Here is an 18,093-nt window from a genome sequence, read left to right as displayed (position 1 = left end):
TCCGGATGAGGGCGTCCACCCGGGTCGGCGGCGGCGGCGTCGTCGGCAAGGCCGGGCTCGGCCAGGGCTGCCTGTGCCACCGGACTCGACGAGCGCGCCGGAGGTCGCGTCGATCAGCGGCTGGTCGCCTGGCCTTCGGCGGGCCGGGGCTGGGGTCCGGTCCTGCGGGTGGACGCCTTCCGGCGCCGCGACGCCGGTCGAGCACCCGCGGGGCTCCGGGGCCGAACGCCGCCGGGGTACGGCGCCGACGTGACGCCGGCGCCCAGGGCCCCGCGCGCGTCATACGGCGGCGTAGGCCTCCGCCTGCCGGTCGATGAGCAGCGGGGTGATGCCGTCCAGGACCAGCCGCTGGTACGGCCTGCTCTCCCGGTGGGCGGCCAGGGCGTCCTCGTCCTCGTACTCGGCGAAGACGACGAAGGCCCCCTGGTCGCGCAGCGAGCGGACGACTCGGTAGGAGAGCACGCCCGGTTCGGCGAGGGCGGCTTCGGTGACGGCTGGTAGCAGGTCGGCGACGCGCTGCTCGGCGCCGGTGTCGGCGAGCCAGTCGGCGATGACGACGAGGGACACGGCGGGATCCTTCCGGGGAGGCCGGCTCGGCCGGCGGGGGTGGCCGCCGGCGCGAGGGGGTTTGTCGGGTGCGTCGGTCAGGGCACGGTGACGACGATCTTGCCGCGGGTGTGGCCGGTGGCGTTCAGGCGCTGGGCGTCGGCGGTCCGCTCCAGCGGGAAGGTCGCGGCGACCTCGACGGTGAGCCCGCCGCTCTCGGCGAGCTCGGTGAGGGCCGTGAGGTCGGCGGTGTCGGGACGGACGAAGACGTAGCGGCCGCCGAGGGCGAGGACGGCGCCGTCGGCGACGGACGCGAGGCGTCCGCCGTCGGCGAGCAGCGCGGGCGACAGCTGCAGCGCGTCGCCGCCGATCAGGTCGAGCACGGCGTCCACGCCCTCCGGCGCGAGGGCGCGGACCCGGTCGGCCAGGCCATCGCCGTAGACCACCGGTTCGGCGCCGAGCGAGCGCAGGTAGTCGTGGTTGTGCTCGCCGGCCGTACCGATCACCCGGGCGCCGAGCGCCACGGCGATCTGGACGGCGAGCGAGCCGACCCCGCCGGCGGCGGCGTGGACCAGGACCGTCTCGCCCGGCTTGACCTCCAGGGCGCGGGTCAGCGCCTGGTAGGCGGTGAGCCCGGCCAGCGGCAGACCGGCGGCCTGGGCGAAGTCGAGGGTGGCGGGCTTGCGGGCCAGGGTGCGCACGGGTGCGGCGACGTACTCGGCGAAGGTGCCGCGGCGGACCATGTCCTCGCGGACGTAGCCGATCACCTCGTCGCCCGGGGCGAACTCGGTGACCCCGACGCCGACCTTCTCCACGACGCCGGCGACGTCCCAGCCGGGGATGACCGGGAAGACGACGTCGAGCATGCCGTCGAGGTAGCCGCCCTGGATCTTCCAGTCGACCGGGTTGACCGAGGCCGCCGCCACGCGGACCAGCACGGCGTCCGGGCCGAGCTTGGGCTCGGGCACGTCGCCGTACTCCAGGACGTCCGGTCCGCCGTAGCTGCGGTAGGTGATGGCCTTCATGGTGGTGCTCCAGGTCGAGAAGTTTTCAGTGGCTCGATGGTTTAGGTCATCAAGCAATGCTTAGACGGTAGGCCTCAATAATTGAGCGTGTCAAGTAATGCCGCCTACACTGGTCCCATGAGCCGCACCCCTGCCCAGCCCGCCACAGTCGCCGAAACCCAAGCCGAAGGCCAAGCCGAAGCCGCCACGGCTCCCGGCAAGCCCGCCGCCCCCGAGACCGCCCAGCTCATGGACCGCCTCGCGCGCGCGGCCGCCGGCTACTACCGCAACTTCGCCACCGTCGCGGCCCGGCAGGACCTCACCCTCATGCAGGGCAAGATGCTGAGCGTGCTGCGCCGCCCCATGCCCATGCGCTCCCTCGCCGGACTGCTCGGCTGCGACGCCTCCAACGTCACCGGCCTCGTCGACCGGCTGGAGACCCGTGGTCTGGTGCGTCGCGAGCCCGACCCCGCCGACCGCCGGGTCAAGAACGTGGTGCTCACCGAGGTGGGCGAGGACGCCGTCCGGGACATCCGCGCCGGGATCGCCGCCGGCTTGCCCGGCCTCGCCCGGCTCGACGACGCCGAACGCGCCGCCTTCCTGGACCTGCTCGACCGGGTCTTCCCGGCGGCCGAAACCGGCTGACGCCAACCGGCGCGCGTCGACGCCCTTGCGGTCCGGGCGCGGCGATGCGGGGGAGGGCGACGGCCGCGCCGCCGTCGGGCCGCCCGGCGCGACCCGCCGGGCGGCCCGCACCAACGGCCTGCCGAGCCGGCGACCCGCCGGGCGTTCAGGTCGAGTGCGGCGTCGAAGCCGAGCGTCGCCATGACGACATCCCGGTCCCGGCCCCGCCAGCGCTCCCGCTCGTCATCCGTCGGCAGGTCGCCGTGTACGGATGGCGGGGGTGCCGCTCCTGGAAACGGCACCCGGCGGTCACCAACGGGACGTCGCACCAGATCGCCGCCACGGCCCGGAGGCTGGCGCGTGCCAGGCCCCGGACGGCGAAGCCCCGGACGTCGGTGGGCCGGCGCGACTCCAGGACGGCAGGACGGCACCGGCGGGTGGTGTGTCAGAAGCGCCCACAGCGCCAGGGCGCCGAGAGGGCCGTGCATGCCACCACCATCGAACCGCCCGGGTGTCGTGTCGGGTTCCACGGGCCGGACCGTAGCCGCCCGTCGGCCCGCTCCCGGGCGTACCCCGTCGGGGGTCTTCGTCGCGCGGACGTCGTCCGGGTGGTGGCGGGCGGCCGACGGATGGACGGGACTCGCGCGATCACGACCGGGCTGACTTGCGGGCGGCCCGGCGGCGGGCCAGGAAGATGCCGATCAGCATGCCGACGAGGATCGTGACGGTCAGGACGACCCAGAGTGGCATGGTGACATCGGAGACCCACAGGGTGATGGTCACCGAGGCGGTGTTGACCGCGATGAACCAGACGGCCAGAACCGCGATGACGGCCATGGCGACGGTGCGCAGTCGTACCTCGCGGCCCTTGACCGTGAGACTCGACGGCTCGTGGTGCGTGCGGGCGTTCTGCGACATGACTTCAGTATCGTGCGGTTTGCCCGATTCGTCGCCAGGGGGTGCCGGTACGGCCCCAGGACCGGCACCGACCGCCTGAGGTGCGCCGGGGGCGGGAGGCGGGAAGCTCGGAGGGTGACGGCGCTGGTCGTCGCGCTGGCCACCGAGCTACCCGGCCGCCCGGCCGGCCCCGGTTCGAGGGGTGGGCCGGGCGGCTGGGCGGGCCCGGGGGACGGGTCAGTGCTTACCCGCGTCCTTGATCTTCTCCATGGCCTGCTTGGCGTCGCTCTTCGCCTGCTCGGCCCGGCCCTTCGCCTCGATCGTGCGGTCCCCCGTCGCCCGCCCGGTGGCCTCCTTGACCTTGCCCTTGGCCTTGTCGGCGACGTTGCGCATCTTGTCCTCGGTGCCCATGGCGCGGTCTCCTCTCGGTCGCGGGGGCGGATCCGTCCGCCCGGGAGCGGAGCCTGCCCGGGAGGCGGAACTTCATGCACGGCCGCGGGCCGGTCACCTCCCACCGTCGTCGCGGGCACGGCGGCGTCACGGGAGCTGCCGGTCGCAGCGGCGCGCACCACGCGCGTTCCGCCGAAACGCCGGCGGCGGGCAGTCTCCGGGCCTTCCAGCGATCGCTCCGAGTGACGGAACCTGTCCTAAAAGACCGGAATCAAATGCCCCGTGTCGGGTAAGAACCCCATGACGCGGCCACGGCGAGACGCCGGGCCGCCCTGCACCCGTACCGGGTGCCACCGGGACCGTCGCTTGAAGAAGCCGGGCACGAGTCCTGGGGAAGGAACCCCCGTGACGCGCGAGCGCGAGTACGCCCGCGATGCCGGGCGTTCGTCTTCATGACCAGGAGCGTCACCGTGTCCTCCACCGTCGGAACCGGCGGCCCGGCCCATCCGGCCGGTGCCGCGCCGTCCGGGATCCCGCCCGACCTGCCGCCGAAGCCCACCGAGGAACAGCTGCGGGTGATGGGCAAGTCCGAAGCCCGCGAACTCAGCGACGCGCTGTTCGAGCGGCTGGCCGCACTGGCCCCCGAGAGCCACGCGTACAGCTACGTGCGCGGCACGATCATCGAACTCAACATGCCGCTCGTCCGCTTCATCGCCGCCCGCTTCCGGCACCGCGCCGAAGAGATGGACGACATCCTCCAGGTCGGCACGATCGGCCTGATCAAGGCGGTGGACGGCTACGACCCGCGACGCGGCGTCGAGTTCGTCACCTACGCCATCCCCACCATCGCCGGCGAGATCAAGCGCTTCTTCCGCGACACCTCCTGGCCGGTCCGCGTCCCGCGCAGCATGCAGGAGCTCTACCTCACCGTTGCCCGCGGCTCCGACCGGCTCGAACAGGAACTCGGCCGCCTCCCCCGCCCCGACGAGATCGCCGAGGACCTGCACCTCACCATCGAGGAGACCACCGAAGGCCTGGTCGCCGGCCGCGTCTACCGGCCCAGATCCCTGGACGCGCTGCGCGAGCAGGACACCGACGAGTCCGGCAGCGCCCTCCTCGACCGCCTCGGCACCTGCGACCCGGGCATCGAACTCGCCGACTTCCGCACCGCCGTCCGCCCCCTCCTCGCCGACCTGCCCGAACGCGAACAGACCGTCCTCAAACTCCGCTTCTGGGACGGCTGGACCCAGTCCGAGATCGCCGACCGCATCGGCGTCTCCCAGATGCACGTCTCCCGGCTGCTCACCGCCACCCTCACCCGGCTGCGCGAGCAACTGGAGGACCACGACGCCCCCGGCTGGACCGACCAGTTCGACCAGGACGACTGAACATCTCGCAAGGACGGGGCGACGGTGCTTCCAGTCCGACCCGCCACCCGGTGACGGGCGGTCAGGTCTCCGGGGTGGACGAACCGACGACCGGTTGCCGCACGCGGTCGGCGGCCCGCCGTCTCCACGGCGCTGCTCCACACGCCCAGCCGTAGCCGCGGTGAGCAGCGTCGGTGTGATGAGGGGAAGCCGTCACTGCGTCAGGAGCGGATCACGGCGTCAGGAGCAGATCGGCGGCTTCCTCCGGGCACTCCGCTGTCCGGCAGATCGTCAGGGTGCAGGGTGGGCAGGGGCCGGCGGCGGTGGCCGTCGGCCTCGTCGTCGGCACGCGGATCGCGTGTGCGCCGGCGGTGAGTGCCGCCTCGATCACCGTGTCGCTGCCGGCGACCACCGTGACCCGGCCCGGCGGCAGGCCCAGGGCGCGGCAGGCCGCCGACACCAGGCCGGCGTCGGGCATGTGGCAGCCGCAGCCGTCGTGCGGTCCGTGCGGGCAGACCGCCCAGACGTCGACCGGGCCGAGCAGCGCTTCGGCCCTGGCCTGGACCGCCTCGACCTGCGCACGTCCGATGACGCCGCGGGCCACCCCGGACTGGTTGCTGATCACGCCGAGCGCGAGCCGGGCCCCGCGCAGGGCCGCGAGAGCGGCGCGGATCCCGGCCACCGGGTGCACCATCGCGGGATCGCCGTTGCAGGCCACGTCTTGGATCAGCGTGCCGTCGCGCTCGAACAGCACCGCTCCGGTCGGGTTGTCGACGCCCGGCCGGACGAACAGCCAAGGTTCCGGCCGGTCCCGGAGGCCGTCGGAGGGCCGCGGTTGCGGAACGGTGGGCTGGGGTGGTGCTGCGAGGTACGCCATACTCCTGCGGGTTGCCGCCGTGGGTGCGGTCAAACGGTCTGTCCGCCGGGGATCGACGCAGGTCGCGCTCGACGGGCGCGGGCGGAGCGCGCGGTGGCGATGGCGCCGGACCGGTGCCGGCGGACCTGTGCTGACGGACCGGTGACGGCGGACCGACGGCGTGCGGTCCGAGCCGCCGTACCCGTGAGCCGCTCCGGACGGCCGGGACGGATGAGTGCCGGGCGCGCCGGGTGATCCGCGTCGAACGAATCATTCGGTGGAATCGCGACCTGTGGCGAAGCGCTCGCGGTACCGGCGTTCGGCCTGGGCCAGGAGCTCGGGGCCGAGCCAGGCGAGCGGCAGCGGGTCGGCGATCAGCGGTTCGTGGTCCGGACCCGTGCCGACCACCTGTCCGGTCAGGATCCACGGCCGCCGCTCGGGGCAGTTCTCCGCCAGCGTTGCGTACTTGACCACCCGCCGGGCCACCCAGTCGGCGGCCGGGCGCGGCCACCACGGCTCCGGCCGCAGCGAGGTCACGGAGAGGCCGGGCAGCTCGACGTCCGCCTCGTAGTCCCGGCTGGCGGCGTCGTCCGCCCGCGGTCCTTCGGAGTAGCGCAGATAGACGGCGAGGTCGCCGGTCGCAAGGGCGGTGAGCAGGCCGAGGTCGTCGACCAGGCTCATCGCTTCGTCCCTCGCCGCGCGCATCGTCCGTCCAGTGCTGGCCTCGACCGCCCCGGGGTTCGTTCCGGCCGGGACGCGCCCCGGGCGTACCGGAACCGGGGCGTGCCGGACGGGTACCCGTGACCGGCAGCGGCAGTCCTGCGTTCGGGGCCGCGCCTATCGAACGGTGGCGGTCTCGCCCGCCAGGCGCTCCAGGAGCTGCGCCCGGTGCAGGGCGGCCACCGGCTCAAGGAGATCGGGGTGCCGCAGGAGGGGTGCCGCGCGCAGCTCGTGCTCCCCGGGCCGGGCGAGACGGGCGACGTCCCCGGCCTGGTCGCTCCCCGCGGCGGTGGCCGTGTCGTGGGCGCGCCGGGCGACGGCCGGGTCGGCCAGCAGGCAGGCCGCCCAGCTGACGACGGTCTCGTCCACCCAGGTCCGCCAGGCGTCGTCACCGTCGTGGTCGGCGTGCTCGATGCCGGTGAGCCAGTCCAGCCGGTCGCTGCCGCCGGGGCCGAGCAGGTGCAGCAGTTGTGTGTCGAGATCCGAGGGGTAGCGCAGTGCGCAGGCCAGCGTGACGGCCTGCCTGGCCTGGGCGTCGCCCAAGGCGCGGCTGAGAGCACCGGGGGCGGGCGGGTAGGCGGCCAGCAGCCAGCGGGTGCCGGCGGCTATGACGGGGGAGAGGTCGGTGGACACGGCGGTGGCTCCTCGACGGGCGTGCTCGCCCCGCCCGGCCGGGCCCCGCGAGCTGCGGTTGTGGAGCTCCGCTGCTCCGCTTGTGGCGGACCAGTGTAGGCGGGGTGGGCCGGACGGCGGCATGACGCACGTCACCACTGCGGGCGGACCGGGGTCGCGGGCCCGGGCGCGGGGCCGGGGGGCGCCGCGGTCCGGGGGCGCCGCGGCCGGGGTGCCCGACCAGCACGACGCCGGCAGCCGGCAGCTCGCCGGCCATCGGGGTGTCCCAAGAGCCGGCCTCCCCGCGCCGAGGCGGCCGCCGTCGGCCTGCGGCGAGCGATCCGAGCGGCCCCACCGCTCGCGCACGCCCTCATCCCTGCTTCTCAGCCCAGAACCTGTGGATTTCGTCGAGCTCGTTCAGTAGTTCTTCCTCGCGGCGATCGAACTCCTCCTCGCTGATCTGCCCGGCGATCAATTCCTGTTCGAGCGACTTGAGCGCCTCCTCGACAGGAGCGGGATTGTAATATTGGCGCTCGGCCTCATTCGCCACCTGCTCGGCCACCCAGATCGCTCCGCGCACCGGAGCCAGCGGCAGCATCAGGATCCCTGTGATCAGCCCCATGGGGTTCCCCTAGACGAAGCTGTACGGCGGCAGCGGCCCGTGCAACCTGAACCGGTAGCCCTCGCCCAGCCGCGCTGCCAGTCCCGATTCGGTATCGAGGAGTGCTTCCCGACGAGCCTCCTCGACCAGGAGGGAAACACTGAAGAAATCGTCGCCGTGCGGTTCGTTCTCGTGAATCTCGCGTGCCAGCGGGCGAAGGGCCTCACGAACCTGGGAGGCGGCCGCGTCCCCGCGCGCCTGGAGCTCCCGGGCCACGAGTTCGCCCAGCCGCAGCTTGAGGTCGGTGTCCCCGCTGTCGCGGCTCTCGTCGTTCAGTCGCCGGATCTCGGGGGAGTCGAGCAGTATCTGCCGGAGCATGAAGTCCTCGTCGAGGGACGCCTTGAGCAGGTACTCCGCGCAGCCCGCCAGGGCGTGCAGCCGCTCCCGGTAGAAGTCGGCGTTCTTCTTCAGCGCTTCCTGGACCTCCTGGGGTCGGGCGGCCACCGTGCCGAACCTGAGCGGCAGCACGGCGCCGTCGGCCATCAGCCGTTGGAGCACCTCCTGGTGCGCCATGACATCGCGACGGCGTGCTCGGAGTCCCTCCGGCACGGCGCTGATGACGGCGGTCAGACCGGACTCCTCGACGGTCGCGACTTCTTCGGGCGGATCGCCGACACCGGTGAGATCGTCGAGGCGCACCGGATGGCTGGCGGCGGCGATCGCGTAGACGTAGACAGCCATGACTCACTCCTCCCGGCTGCGTGTGCGGCGCGCGGGCCGGGGCCTGTCACGTTGCTCGACCGGCTCGGGCTCTTCCTCGCTGTCCCGTTTGTGCTGGCGGATGGTGTCCGTCACCGCCTCGACCGCGCCGGTGAGCGCTCCCTTGCTCTTCCCTCGGGCACCGCCCTCGGTCATCTCGCCGACCAACTCGGGCAGCTGTGTGGGGGCCTTGCGCCCGGACTCCAGGTCCAGACGGTTGCACGCTTCCGCGAAGCGGAGGTAGGTATCCACACTGGCCACCACGATGCGGGCGTCGATCTTGAGTATCTCGATGCCCACCAAGGACACCCGCACGAACACGTCGATGACCAATCCCCGGTCGAGGATCAGTTCGACGACGTCGTACAGCGTGCCCGAACCCCTGCCCCCGCTCACACTGCCACCGCCGCTCTGCGGCACCACAGTCACTGTGCTTCCTTTCCCGGACACGCCCCGGGCACGGTGCCCGACCGGGCCGGTCCTCACCGGCGGCGGTCGAGTTCATCGCGCGTGTAGCGGCGCGTCCTCTCGTAACCCAGCAGGTCCCCCTTCTCGTCGAGGGTCACCCGGTAGCTGGCGAGAATGCTCGCCGTGTCGGGAATCCGTTCGACCTCCACCACCTCCACGTCGGCCCGCCATCCGTCATCCGTCCGCGCCAGGCCGGATACCGACTCGGGGACCCGGCCCAGCAACGCACCCAACTGCTCCAGGGCCGCTCGCATGACCGTCGCCACGGACAACCGCGGGCTGCCCGTGCGTCGGGGCCGACCGGCCGACTCGGCTTCGTCGGACGAAGGTGCACGACTTCGGGGCTTCCGCACGGGTCGCCCGTTGTCGTCCTCGTTGTAGCGAGGCATAGGGAGCCATCCTCCTGTCCTGGCCGCGCTTACCCGTCCAGCACCTTGCAAACCTGCTCCGGAGGATCGGCAACCGCCCGACGCTCACGTCCCGGCCGCGATCCGTGGCGCGGCCGAACCGTTTCGGGCAGCGCGCCGGTGCCCGGACGACCCTGGGCTGGGGCCCCGCCGGGCGTCGTGCGGTGGGCATCGCGCTCGGCCGGCTCCCGTCCCGTGGTTACGCGGTCGTCGGGCGGGCAACCGCAGGAGAGGGTCGGAGGCGGCCGCGCTTTCCCGACCCCCGACGGACCCGTGCGACGAGTGCTTTCCGGGAGGCGGCGATGAAGGACCGAGGGAAGGAACCGACGTCTGACGCGGTACCTCGACGGGCCTCCAAGCCCTGGGACGAGGCGATGGGGGACCGCTCCTACGGCGATCGCGCGGCTGGTGCCGAGCCCGATCCGGACGGCACCCACGACGACCCGTCGGACGGGCTCGCCGTGCGCGAGCGCTATGACGCGACCGCCGACGCCGCTCGGTCCGCCTCCGGCCACGACGACTCGAAGGCCGAGGTCACCGACGACGAGGTCACCGACGACGAGGTCACCGACGAGGAGACCGAGCCACGCCCGTAGCAGCGCGTGCCCGTGCCCCCTGAGCGGTGGTGGCGGTGGCGGGGGTGCCGGTGTGGTCCGGCTGTACTCGGGTCAGTGGTCGGTCCCGGTCTGCTCCGGTTCCTGAGGGTCGATCCCTGTGCGGGCTCCCTGCGTGTGTCCGCCGGACGGGCGGCGGGACGGGCCTTGCGGTCCGTGGTCGCGCCGATGTGCGGACGGTCCCTGCTCCTCGCCACGGGTGCCTTCGCTGCGCACGGTGTCGCCGGGCACTTCGCGGTGCTCTTCTTCGGCGGGTTCGCGGCCCGGGCCGGGCTCCGGGGCGTAGGTGTCGGGGTGGAAGGAGCGGTGTGCGCTGTCGTTCGGTTCCTGGTGTTCAGCGTCGATGTCGCCCGACCAGCCGTGGTGCCGGCCGTGGTGCCGGCTGGCCTGGCCCTCATCCATGGACCGGTGGGTTGCCGGTTGCTTGGAACTCATGGTTGCCGTCCTCACCTCTGGGGATTCCTCGCCTTGCGCCTGTCCAGTCCGGCCGGTCCCACACACGGAGCCCACCGGAGCCTGCCTCGCCCAGCAGCCTGACCCACACGAGGTCGGGGCAGTTGATCTCGTCCGGGGAAGGTGGGGGAGGACATGGCCGCGGTCCGTGAAAGAGGACGGTGCACTCCCGATCGGCCGTCGGACCCGGCCGGCGGTCAGTCGGGGGCCAGCCCGAGGATCTCCAGGAGGGTGCGGCGCTCCTCCTCGTCGTGGACGCGGGCGTACACCAGTGCCCGGACCCGGGCCGCCGTTTCGGCGTCCGCGATGCGCTCGGTGGAGGCCATCGCCATCACCTTGTACTCGTCCGAGGACCGGAGGAAGCCGAGGTGCTGGGTCAGCTCCTCGTACACGAGACCCATGGAGTGCGGGAGTTCCTGGGCCGCGAGCTGGTCCAACCGCGGACCGACCCGGCGGGCGGCGAGGTGCGACGTCGCCTCGCCCCGGCCGTCGAGCACCAGGACCGAGCAGGGGCCGCTCTGCCCGTCGGCCGCGAAGGCGGCGGACGCGGCGTGCGCGACGTGGTGCGGCACGAACCGGACCTTGGCGGGATCCAGCCCGGGGAGCACCTCGGCGAGGAAGTTCGGGGCCTCGCGGGCGTAGGTGAGGCGCAGGTGGTCCCAGGGGTCGTCGAGTCCCAGGTGCTCGGCGGGCCGGGCGAGTGCCGGGTCGAAGGAGTAGCCCACCAGGTCGAGGTCCCGGGGACGGATGCCCGCGTGGTCCAGGCACCAGCGAGCGGCCTGCTCGGGCAGCTCCCAGGCGGAGAACGGCAGCGGGCGCTTGCCGTGTTTGCGGCGGCTGAAACGCTCCTCCTCCGCCGCGGCCACCGTCCGCCCGTCGATGACGAGGGCGGCGGCGGGGTCGTGGAAGAGTGCGTTGATGCCGAGGATGCGCATGGTGACGGCCTTCCGGATCGGCGGCGGGCCCCGCACGTCGGGGGTGGGTCGGGTCGGGAAGGGCTGCTCAGGCCTCGGGGTGATCGCGGAACCACTCGATGGTGCGGGCAAGCCCTTCGCGGGCGGGCACCCTCGGTTCCCAGCGCAGCTTTCCGCGAGCCAGGGTGATGTCCGGGCGCCTGACCGCGGGGTCGTCGGTGGGGCGCGCGATGAACTCCACCGTCGACGGGGATCCGGTGAGCTCGATGACGAGCCTGGCCAGCTCCAGCACGGTGAACTCGGTGTCGTTGCCGAGGTTCACCGGACCGGCCAGGTCGGAGGAGGCCATGGCGAGGATGCCGTTCACCGTGTCGCTGACATAGGTCAGGGAGCGGGTCTGACTGCCGTCACCCGTCACCGTCAGGGGCTCGCCGGCCAGGGCCTGGCGGATGAACGTCGGCACCGCCCGCCCGTCGCGGGACCTCATACGGGGCCCGTACGTGTTGAACAGGCGGACGATCGCGGTGTCCACCCCCTCGGCGGCGGCCTCGGCCGTGGTCAGCGCCTCGGCGAACCGCTTCGCCTCGTCGTAGACGCTCCGCGGACCGACCGGGTTGACGTTGCCCCAGTAGGACTCGCTCTGCGGGTGCTGCAACGGATCGCCGTAGACCTCCGAGGTCGAGGTGAGCAGGAACCTCGCGCCGTGCCGCTGGGCCAGCGCCAGCGCGTTGCGGGTGCCCAGGCTGCCCGCGTCGAGGGTGTGGACGGGGAGCCGGAGGTAGTCGGCGGGCGAGGCCGGGGAGGCGAGGTGGAGGACGAGATCCACGGGGCGGTCGATGTCGAGCCGGTCGGTGACGTCCGCCTCACGCAGGACGAAGCCGGGGCGGCCGACGAGGTGGCGCACGTTGTCCGGCGAGCCGGTGCAGAAGTCGTCGACACAGGTGACGGCATGGCCGAGCCGGATGAGTTCCGTGCACAGGTGGGAACCCACGAAGCCGGCCCCTCCCGTCACGACGGCATGCAGGTGGTCGGTCGGCAAGCTGCCCATGGAGGTCCCTTCGGTCGTCGCGGACCCGCGGTCCGCGGCCCCCGGACCAGCCTTGGCAGCCCCGGGCGGTCCCGCCACTCGGTCCGCTGGTCGCCCCGGCTCCGTGTTGCGCACCGGCCGTTGCGTCTGCGGCCCGGTCGCCGGGCCGCCCCGTCGTGGGGAGAAGGGCCTCCGGGCGATCGCGAACGGACGGGTGCCGGGGTCACGACCCGGACGATCGGTGGTCCGGCCGGTGCTCCGTCCGGATGAACCCGCGCGACCGCCACCGGTGCTCCGGGAAACGGTCCGGGCCCGCCGCAGGATCGACCGGATCGCCTCCGTCCGCGGCATCAGCCTGGTCCGCCCGAAGCGGCGCCTTCCGGCGAAGCTACGGCTCCCGGGCGGACGCTACAGCTCCCCGCGGACGCCCGGCTCGCGAGCGAGCGCTTCGACCCGCGCCGCCGTGCCGGCCTGGGCGGCCATGGTGCTCCCACCCCGCCGAAGGGTGGGCAGGACGGTGCGTCGGTGTTGGCCCTCCAGTTCGAGGGCGAGCGCCGCGTACACGGCGAACGCCGCGAGGACCGCGCCGATCACACCGGCGGCGGTCTTCCAGCCGCTGTCGCCGCTGTACTGGTAGGCGCCCGTGACCAGGAACCGCAGCGCGGCGGTGAACAGGACGATGCCGGCGACTCCCTTGGAGGTCGCGGCGGCCACCGCTGGGACGAGCAGCACCGGGCCCGCCACGAGCAGCAGGAGCCCGGCGGTCTCGCTCGTCGCCCCCGGCGGGCCGGCGAGCGTGATCAGGCCGAAGGTCAGCCATGTCCCCGCCAGCACGCCCATGCCGGTCGCGGCCGCGGCGTCACGGCACAGGAATCCGTACAGAGCCGCGATCAGCTGGGCGGGGAAGGCGAAGGCCAGCATGACGAGGGCCACCTGATGCGCCTGGCCCACCGGTACCCAGCCCAGTTGCAGCCCGGACAGGACGAAGGTGGCCACGGCCAGGCCGAGGAATCCGAGGGGCAGCGGGGTGGCCAGCGGCCGGAGGAAGATCCGCGGGACGGGTTGGGACGAAGTAGCGGCGGAGGGCGCCGGATCCGTGGTCATGCCGTGACTCCTTCCGGGTCTGCTGGGTTCCTCGGCGGTTGTCCGCGGCCGTACGGGCGAAACCTCGGGGACCGACCCGTACCGGCGGAGGCGTGCCGCGCCGGCCCACGCCTCCCGGTTCGGCGCGGCCACCGCCCTTGTCACCCTTGTCGGTACCGTGCGGCCGCCCCGCGGGGTCCGTCCCGTTCCTGCAGCGGCTACCCCGGCCCGTCCGGACGAACCGGCGGAGCGGGGCGAGCCCCCCTGTGATGCGACCGCCCTGGACCGCTGCGCCCGCACGGCCGCGCGTCACCCTCACCGCCGGCAGGACCGGCACGCCCTCGGACCGCTACGCCGGTCCGATGGCTCCGGTCCGGGCGTAACAGTCACGCGGAGGGGTAGCCGCTGTGAGGGCACCGGACGGGATGGGCCCGGACGGACAGGAGCGATCACGCACAGTGATGGTCCGCGGCGGACGGCAGCGCCACGCGTGGGGTGCCCACGCTGCCACGAGCAAGCGGGGAGACATCATGGACGAGAAGAAGATCATTACGGTGGTCGGCGCCACCGGGCGGCAGGGCGGCGCCCTGGCCCGCGCGATCCTGGCGGACGGGAACAGCGGATTCGCCGTCCGCGCGGTCACCCGCAACTCCGGCTCGGAGCGGGCCCGGGAACTGGAGCGGCTCGGCGCGGAGGTGGTCCAGGCCGACTACGACGACGGATCGAGCCTCGGCCCGGCATTCGACCGCTCGTACGGCGCCTACCTGGTGACGAACTTCTGGGAGCACATGTCCGCCGAACGGGAGAAGAAGCAGGCCAAGGCGCTCGCCGACGCGGTCGGCCACGCCGGGGTGCAGCACGCGATCTGGTCGACGCTGGACGACACCCGCGAGTGCGTCCCGCTGGACGACGACCGCATGCCCACCCTCCAGGACTCCTACAAGGTGCCGCACTTCGACGCGAAGGCCGAGGCCGACCACTACTTCACCGATGCCGGCGCACCGACGACGTTCCTGCGCACCACCTTCTACTGGGAGAACCTGCTCGACGCGTTCGCCCCGCAGCGCGGCGAGGACGGCGTCCTGCAGCTCGCCTTCCCGATGGGGAACAGCCGCCTCTCCGGCATCGCGGTCGAGGACATCGGCAAGTGCGCCCTGGCGATCCTCGAACGCGGCACCGACCTGATCGGCGCCACGGTCAGCATCGCGGGCGAACACCTGAGGGTCGCCGAGATGGCGGCCGCGATCACCGAGGCCACCGGCATCCCGGTCCAGTACCTGCCGATGACGCCGGACGCGTACCGGGCCCTCGGCTTCCCCGGCGCCGACGAGGCCGGGAACATGTTCCAGTACTACGCCGAGTGCGAGGAGCGCTTCACCACCGCCCGCGACCTGGACGCCGTCCGGGAACTCGACCCCGAGCTGCAGACCTTCGCCACCTGGCTGGAGGCCCACCGCGACCAGCTGCGCAAGGCATGGAGCTGAGCCCCGACGGCGGGGCGCGACCAGTTCGGAAAAGCTGCCGTGACCGCGACGGGCCGGCGCTGCCGCCCCCGATCGTCGGGGTCAGTGGCACGCGGCTCGTCCGTTCGGTGGCGGAACCGGGCTCCCGGCCAGGCCGCGCAGGATCGCCCGGGCGGCGGCGTCGTTCTGACGGAACGCCGGCGCGTTGGTGCGGGGACGGGCGAACGCCGCGTAGGCGCGCGCGTTGGTGAGCGGGCCGAGGGCGGTGCGGCGGGGGTGCGGGGCGCCGCCCAGCGTCGGGTCGAGGAGCCGCCCGTCGGAGGGGGAGACGGCGACCAGGCCCGAGCGGTGGGTCCCGGTCGCGTCGCTCACCACGTCCTCGGCGATCTCGCCGGAGCGGTGGAGGCCCCGCAGCACCGGGTCGTCGGTGCGGCCGACCGTGTGCCCGGGCAGGCGGCTGTCGACCAGCGCGGTGGCCGCCACCACGTGCCCGGGCACGGTCGGGCTCGTGGCCAGGAAGGTGCCGGTCGCCTCGTCGGCGGTCACCCGGACGCCCGCGCCGAGGAAGTGCACCACTCCCGCCTCGGACAGCGCGAGCAGCTGGTGCAACCGGAAGTCGGGCGGCCCGGAGGCCAGGAAGTTGAAGAATCCCGACCACCAGCCGTCCAGGTCCTCGGCGATCGAACGGGCGGCGAGCCGGCCGGAGGCGACCAGGCGGGGCAGTTGGCCGAACAGCGAGAGCAGGGCCAGGAACGCGCCGAGGTCGGCGCTGTGCGCGGGGAGGACGCGCCGTTCCGCGTCGCGGGCGACGTGGTCGCGCAGGTGTTTCTGGAACTGCTCCGCGGAGTCGAAGACCAGGCCCGCGAGCGGCCGGTCCAGCGCCTCGAAGTCCAGCCGGTCCTCCGGGTCGGGGACGGCGGCGGCGACCAGCTCGGCGCGTGCGGGGGAGTACCAGTCGTGCCGGTCGTAGGCGTCGAGGAAGGCCGCCCAGGGCATGGTGGTGCGTTCCGGGTGGGCGTGGAAGAGCTCGTGGTAGTGGCCGAAGCCGATCTCCTTGGCCATCAACGGCCAGACGTCCCGCCGTAGTTCGAGTGGCTCCGGGCGTCCCAGCAGGGCGTCCACGGCGCCCGCGGAGAAGTAGCGGGGCAGCGGCGCGGGCGGGCCCTGGAGCCGGTAGCCGGTCTTCGCGTGGTACGGGACGCCACGGCGCGAGCCGACGTGGAGCACCGGCTCCCGCCCGGACGGCCGGTAGACCAGCCCGGTCGGGGTCTGCTCGAAGCGTCCGCCGCGCCCCTCGGTGAGCAGCGCCAGCAGGTCGACGAAGGCCAGGCCGAGGCCGCGGACGATCACCTGTTCCCCGGGCGCGATGCCGGAGAGGTCGGCGTCCGCGGTGAAGGCCGGTGGGAGGTGGAACCGGCCGTGCCGGTGGGCGAAGTCGGCCAGCGCCTCGTGCTCGGCGGCGGGTGCCGAGCCGAGGTGGCCGAGGGTGAGGACGACCTGGTCGGCACGGAGGGTGGTGTTGGTCAGCCGGACCTCCTGCGGGCCGTCGGGCGGACCGGTCACCTCCAGCGCGGTGGCCCGGTGGACGGTCACGGTGAGGTGCCCGGGCCGGTCGGCGACGGCCCGGCGGAACACCCAGTCCAGGTAGGCGCTCTGGGCGCGGCGGGTGGGGAAGTCGGTGGGCGTGAGCGCGCGCAGCTCCGCCGCCACCGCCGGATCGGCCGGCTCCTGGTACGGAGCGAACTCCTCCATCGCGGCGGCCCACTCGGCGAGGGAGGGCCCCGGGCGGACCGGTCCCTCGATGGTGGAGGACTCGTCGGTGAACATCGTGACGTCCTCGGCCATCGAGTTCATCCGCAGCAGCGGGGACTGCTCGTGGCGCCAGATCCGGCCGGGGCCCGGTGGATGGGGATCGACCAGGTGGATGTGCAGCGGCCGGTCCGCCGGCAGGAGCGCGGGGGCGTTGGCGACGATCCGCTCCAGCAGGCCGGTCGCGCGAGGGCCGGCTCCGACGATCACCAGGGAACTCACCGCGCACCGCCCGTCCGGAAGCCGCGTGCGTAGTACCGCTCCAGGTAGTACTGGCCGACGGCGAGCACACTGGTGACCACGAGGTACCAGAGGGTGGCCACCATCAGCAGCGGGATGATCTCGTAGGTCTGGTTGTAGATGAGCTGCACGGAGTAGAGCAGGTCGTGCACCGCGAGCACGCTCACGATGCTGGTGCCCTTGAGCGCGCTGATCAGCATGTTGCCCGCGGCCGGGACGATCGAGCGCATCGCCTGCGGGATGACGATCCGCCGCAGCACGCGCGCCCGCCGGAGTCCGAGCGAGCGGGCGGCCTCCAGCTGGCCGCGCTCCACCGACAGGACGCCGCCGCGCACCACCTCGGCGGCGAAGGCGGCCTCCAGCAGGGTGAGGCCGATGACCGAGGTGAGGGTCGGACCGAGCAGGTTCACCGTCCTGGCGTGCGCCAACTCGGGCCCGCCGAAGGGTATGCGCAGGCTGATGGTCGGGTAGAGGGCGCCGAGGTTGAAGAAGAACAGCAGCTGCACGAGCGGCGGCGTCGAACGGAACACCCAGACGTAGCCCCAGCTCACGGCCCGCAGCACCGGATTGTCGGACAGCCGCAGGACGGCCAGCACGGTGCCGAGGGCGAAGCCGATGGCGAGGGTGAGGAGGGTGAGCCAGAGGGTCAGTGCCAGGCCGTCGAGGACGGCGGTGGAGGCGAAGTACCGCGCGACGACGTCCCACTGGAAGGCGCGGTTGTGGACGACGGAGTTCAGTGCCGCCAGGAGCAGCACGGCGACGAGCAGGCCGGACAGGACGCGGCCGGGGCGGCGGCGGGGGACGATCGGGGCGTCGGCGCGGATCGGTCCGGGCGAGGGGGTGACGGTGGCGGGCAGGACGTCCTGCGAGGTGGCCATGGCGGAGGGACTCCAGTGCGGCAGGGCTGATGGATGAACTGCCGTCACGCACTCCGCGTCCCTCAACGCGGCCGGGCCGTTGACCCGTTGCTCACTCGCTCCGTCCACGATCGTACGCGGGGTCCGGCCCGCGCTGTCAACTGCGCACCGGTGATCCCGGATCGCGGGCAGTGGTTGACGGATCCCCAGGAACGCTGCTCAACTTACGCCATGAACGCCGTACCGCCCCTGGTCACTCGCGACCACATCGACTTCGGTCGGGTGTGGTCCGCGGCCTGTCGCGGCTGAAACGGCAGCGGGCCTGCTGACCGGCCCCGTTCTCCTGCGGAGACCTCCCTCGGTACCCGATTCCGGGCCGATG

20 protein-coding genes and 1 pseudogene are annotated in these 18,093 nt (G+C 73.1%); 4 read left to right on the top strand and 17 right to left on the bottom strand.

The window, feature by feature from the left end; translation table 11 throughout:
- Positions 1-279 precede the first annotated feature (279 nt).
- Positions 280-567, bottom strand: a complete 288-nt coding sequence (locus tag ACFVHB_RS14815; protein WP_380320652.1) for a putative quinol monooxygenase — start codon at positions 565-567, stop codon at positions 280-282.
- Positions 568-644: 77 nt separating this feature from the next.
- Positions 645-1,571, bottom strand: a complete 927-nt coding sequence (locus ACFVHB_RS14810; RefSeq protein ID WP_380320647.1) for an NADP-dependent oxidoreductase — start codon at positions 1,569-1,571, stop codon at positions 645-647.
- Between the two features lie 117 nt (positions 1,572-1,688).
- On the opposite strand from ACFVHB_RS14810, the gene ACFVHB_RS14805 reads away from it, so the two are divergent.
- Positions 1,689-2,195, top strand: coding sequence for a MarR family winged helix-turn-helix transcriptional regulator (locus tag ACFVHB_RS14805; protein ID WP_380320644.1), 507 nt, complete (start codon positions 1,689-1,691; stop codon positions 2,193-2,195).
- A 627-nt stretch (positions 2,196-2,822) separates the two neighbouring features.
- Here the strand turns inward: ACFVHB_RS14805 and ACFVHB_RS14800 are convergent.
- Both ACFVHB_RS14800 and ACFVHB_RS14795 read right to left on the bottom strand, forming a co-directional pair.
- Positions 2,823-3,092: a lipopolysaccharide assembly protein LapA domain-containing protein gene (locus tag ACFVHB_RS14800; protein ID WP_380320641.1), complete on the bottom strand. Its 270-nt coding sequence runs from the start codon at positions 3,090-3,092 to the stop codon at positions 2,823-2,825.
- A gap of 216 nt (positions 3,093-3,308) precedes the next feature.
- A complete protein-coding gene (locus tag ACFVHB_RS14795) occupies positions 3,309-3,482 on the bottom strand; it encodes a CsbD family protein (RefSeq protein WP_380320638.1) in 174 nt (57 codons plus the stop codon).
- 449 nt (positions 3,483-3,931) lie between these two features.
- On the opposite strand from ACFVHB_RS14795, the gene ACFVHB_RS14790 reads away from it, so the two are divergent.
- On the top strand, positions 3,932-4,849 hold the full coding sequence (locus ACFVHB_RS14790) for a SigB/SigF/SigG family RNA polymerase sigma factor (protein ID WP_380320635.1): 918 nt from the start codon (positions 3,932-3,934) through the stop codon (positions 4,847-4,849).
- Positions 4,850-5,060: 211 nt separating this feature from the next.
- On the opposite strand, the gene ACFVHB_RS14785 is transcribed toward ACFVHB_RS14790, so the two are convergent.
- From ACFVHB_RS14785 to ACFVHB_RS14755, 7 genes are all read right to left on the bottom strand, one after another.
- Complete coding sequence (locus tag ACFVHB_RS14785; protein WP_380320632.1) at positions 5,061-5,705, bottom strand: HAD-IIIA family hydrolase; 645 nt, start codon at positions 5,703-5,705, stop codon at positions 5,061-5,063.
- A 249-nt stretch (positions 5,706-5,954) separates the two neighbouring features.
- Positions 5,955-6,365 carry a DUF6098 family protein gene (locus ACFVHB_RS14780; RefSeq protein ID WP_380320629.1) on the bottom strand — a complete coding sequence of 137 codons (411 nt, stop codon included), beginning with the start codon at positions 6,363-6,365 and terminating at the stop codon, positions 5,955-5,957.
- A gap of 156 nt (positions 6,366-6,521) precedes the next feature.
- Positions 6,522-7,037 (bottom strand): hypothetical protein, encoded by a 516-nt coding sequence (locus tag ACFVHB_RS14775; RefSeq protein WP_380320626.1) that lies wholly within the window; start codon positions 7,035-7,037, stop codon positions 6,522-6,524.
- A 349-nt stretch (positions 7,038-7,386) separates the two neighbouring features.
- Complete coding sequence (locus tag ACFVHB_RS14770; RefSeq protein ID WP_380320623.1) at positions 7,387-7,638, bottom strand: gas vesicle protein GvpG; 252 nt, start codon at positions 7,636-7,638, stop codon at positions 7,387-7,389.
- Between the two features lie 9 nt (positions 7,639-7,647).
- Positions 7,648-8,358 (bottom strand): GvpL/GvpF family gas vesicle protein, encoded by a 711-nt coding sequence (locus ACFVHB_RS14765; RefSeq protein WP_380320621.1) that lies wholly within the window; start codon positions 8,356-8,358, stop codon positions 7,648-7,650.
- 3 nt (positions 8,359-8,361) lie between these two features.
- Positions 8,362-8,805, bottom strand: a complete 444-nt coding sequence (locus ACFVHB_RS14760; RefSeq protein ID WP_380320619.1) for a gas vesicle structural protein GvpA — start codon at positions 8,803-8,805, stop codon at positions 8,362-8,364.
- A gap of 53 nt (positions 8,806-8,858) precedes the next feature.
- Positions 8,859-9,233, bottom strand: a complete 375-nt coding sequence (locus ACFVHB_RS14755; protein WP_380320616.1) for a gas vesicle protein — start codon at positions 9,231-9,233, stop codon at positions 8,859-8,861.
- A gap of 320 nt (positions 9,234-9,553) precedes the next feature.
- Between ACFVHB_RS14755 and ACFVHB_RS14750 the strand changes: the two genes are divergently transcribed.
- On the top strand, positions 9,554-9,847 hold the full coding sequence (locus ACFVHB_RS14750; RefSeq protein WP_380320613.1) for a hypothetical protein: 294 nt from the start codon (positions 9,554-9,556) through the stop codon (positions 9,845-9,847).
- Positions 9,848-9,919: 72 nt separating this feature from the next.
- On the opposite strand, the gene ACFVHB_RS14745 is transcribed toward ACFVHB_RS14750, so the two are convergent.
- The 4 genes and pseudogenes from ACFVHB_RS14745 to ACFVHB_RS14730 all read right to left on the bottom strand — a co-directional run bounded on the left by ACFVHB_RS14745 (position 9,920) and on the right by ACFVHB_RS14730 (position 13,363).
- Positions 9,920-10,315 carry a hypothetical protein gene (locus ACFVHB_RS14745; protein ID WP_380320610.1) on the bottom strand — a complete coding sequence of 132 codons (396 nt, stop codon included), beginning with the start codon at positions 10,313-10,315 and terminating at the stop codon, positions 9,920-9,922.
- Positions 10,316-10,626: 311 nt separating this feature from the next.
- Positions 10,627-11,253 (bottom strand): annotated as a pseudogene (locus ACFVHB_RS14740) (carbamoyltransferase N-terminal domain-containing protein); the annotation flags it as partial.
- A gap of 67 nt (positions 11,254-11,320) precedes the next feature.
- Positions 11,321-12,280 (bottom strand): NAD-dependent epimerase/dehydratase family protein, encoded by a 960-nt coding sequence (locus ACFVHB_RS14735; protein WP_380320607.1) that lies wholly within the window; start codon positions 12,278-12,280, stop codon positions 11,321-11,323.
- A gap of 387 nt (positions 12,281-12,667) precedes the next feature.
- Positions 12,668-13,363, bottom strand: a complete 696-nt coding sequence (locus ACFVHB_RS14730; protein WP_380320604.1) for a GPR1/FUN34/YaaH family transporter — start codon at positions 13,361-13,363, stop codon at positions 12,668-12,670.
- A 509-nt stretch (positions 13,364-13,872) separates the two neighbouring features.
- On the opposite strand from ACFVHB_RS14730, the gene ACFVHB_RS14725 reads away from it, so the two are divergent.
- Positions 13,873-14,826 (top strand): NmrA/HSCARG family protein, encoded by a 954-nt coding sequence (locus tag ACFVHB_RS14725; protein WP_380320601.1) that lies wholly within the window; start codon positions 13,873-13,875, stop codon positions 14,824-14,826.
- 81 nt (positions 14,827-14,907) lie between these two features.
- On the opposite strand, the gene ACFVHB_RS14720 is transcribed toward ACFVHB_RS14725, so the two are convergent.
- Both ACFVHB_RS14720 and ACFVHB_RS14715 read right to left on the bottom strand, forming a co-directional pair.
- Complete coding sequence (locus ACFVHB_RS14720) at positions 14,908-16,824, bottom strand: FAD/NAD(P)-binding protein (protein ID WP_380320598.1); 1,917 nt, start codon at positions 16,822-16,824, stop codon at positions 14,908-14,910.
- 8 nt (positions 16,825-16,832) lie between these two features.
- Positions 16,833-17,732, bottom strand: coding sequence for an amino acid ABC transporter permease (locus tag ACFVHB_RS14715; protein WP_380320595.1), 900 nt, complete (start codon positions 17,730-17,732; stop codon positions 16,833-16,835).
- Positions 17,733-18,093 lie beyond the last annotated feature (361 nt).

Source organism: Kitasatospora sp. NPDC127111, assembly GCF_042677465.1.
Lineage (GTDB): Bacteria > Actinomycetota > Actinomycetes > Streptomycetales > Streptomycetaceae > Kitasatospora.
Note: the sequence above shows the minus strand (reverse complement) of the source record. Positions and strands in the feature narration are given on the sequence as shown.

What these genes read in the sequence shown, in the direction of transcription:
- ACFVHB_RS14810 (WP_380320647.1), bottom strand. Translation starts at nt 1,571, where the DNA reads ATGAAGGCCATCACCTACCGCAGCTACGGCGGACCGGACGTCCTGGAG.
- ACFVHB_RS14805 (WP_380320644.1), top strand. Translation starts at nt 1,689, where the DNA reads ATGAGCCGCACCCCTGCCCAGCCCGCCACAGTCGCCGAAACCCAAGCC.
- ACFVHB_RS14800 (WP_380320641.1), bottom strand. Translation starts at nt 3,092, where the DNA reads ATGTCGCAGAACGCCCGCACGCACCACGAGCCGTCGAGTCTCACGGTC.
- ACFVHB_RS14795 (WP_380320638.1), bottom strand. Translation starts at nt 3,482, where the DNA reads ATGGGCACCGAGGACAAGATGCGCAACGTCGCCGACAAGGCCAAGGGC.
- ACFVHB_RS14785 (WP_380320632.1), bottom strand. Translation starts at nt 5,705, where the DNA reads ATGGCGTACCTCGCAGCACCACCCCAGCCCACCGTTCCGCAACCGCGG.
- ACFVHB_RS14780 (WP_380320629.1), bottom strand. Translation starts at nt 6,365, where the DNA reads ATGAGCCTGGTCGACGACCTCGGCCTGCTCACCGCCCTTGCGACCGGC.
- ACFVHB_RS14770 (WP_380320623.1), bottom strand. Translation starts at nt 7,638, where the DNA reads ATGGGGCTGATCACAGGGATCCTGATGCTGCCGCTGGCTCCGGTGCGC.
- ACFVHB_RS14765 (WP_380320621.1), bottom strand. Translation starts at nt 8,358, where the DNA reads ATGGCTGTCTACGTCTACGCGATCGCCGCCGCCAGCCATCCGGTGCGC.
- ACFVHB_RS14755 (WP_380320616.1), bottom strand. Translation starts at nt 9,233, where the DNA reads ATGCCTCGCTACAACGAGGACGACAACGGGCGACCCGTGCGGAAGCCC.
- ACFVHB_RS14750 (WP_380320613.1), top strand. Translation starts at nt 9,554, where the DNA reads ATGAAGGACCGAGGGAAGGAACCGACGTCTGACGCGGTACCTCGACGG.
- ACFVHB_RS14735 (WP_380320607.1), bottom strand. Translation starts at nt 12,280, where the DNA reads ATGGGCAGCTTGCCGACCGACCACCTGCATGCCGTCGTGACGGGAGGG.
- ACFVHB_RS14730 (WP_380320604.1), bottom strand. Translation starts at nt 13,363, where the DNA reads ATGACCACGGATCCGGCGCCCTCCGCCGCTACTTCGTCCCAACCCGTC.
- ACFVHB_RS14725 (WP_380320601.1), top strand. Translation starts at nt 13,873, where the DNA reads ATGGACGAGAAGAAGATCATTACGGTGGTCGGCGCCACCGGGCGGCAG.
- ACFVHB_RS14715 (WP_380320595.1), bottom strand. Translation starts at nt 17,732, where the DNA reads ATGGCCACCTCGCAGGACGTCCTGCCCGCCACCGTCACCCCCTCGCCC.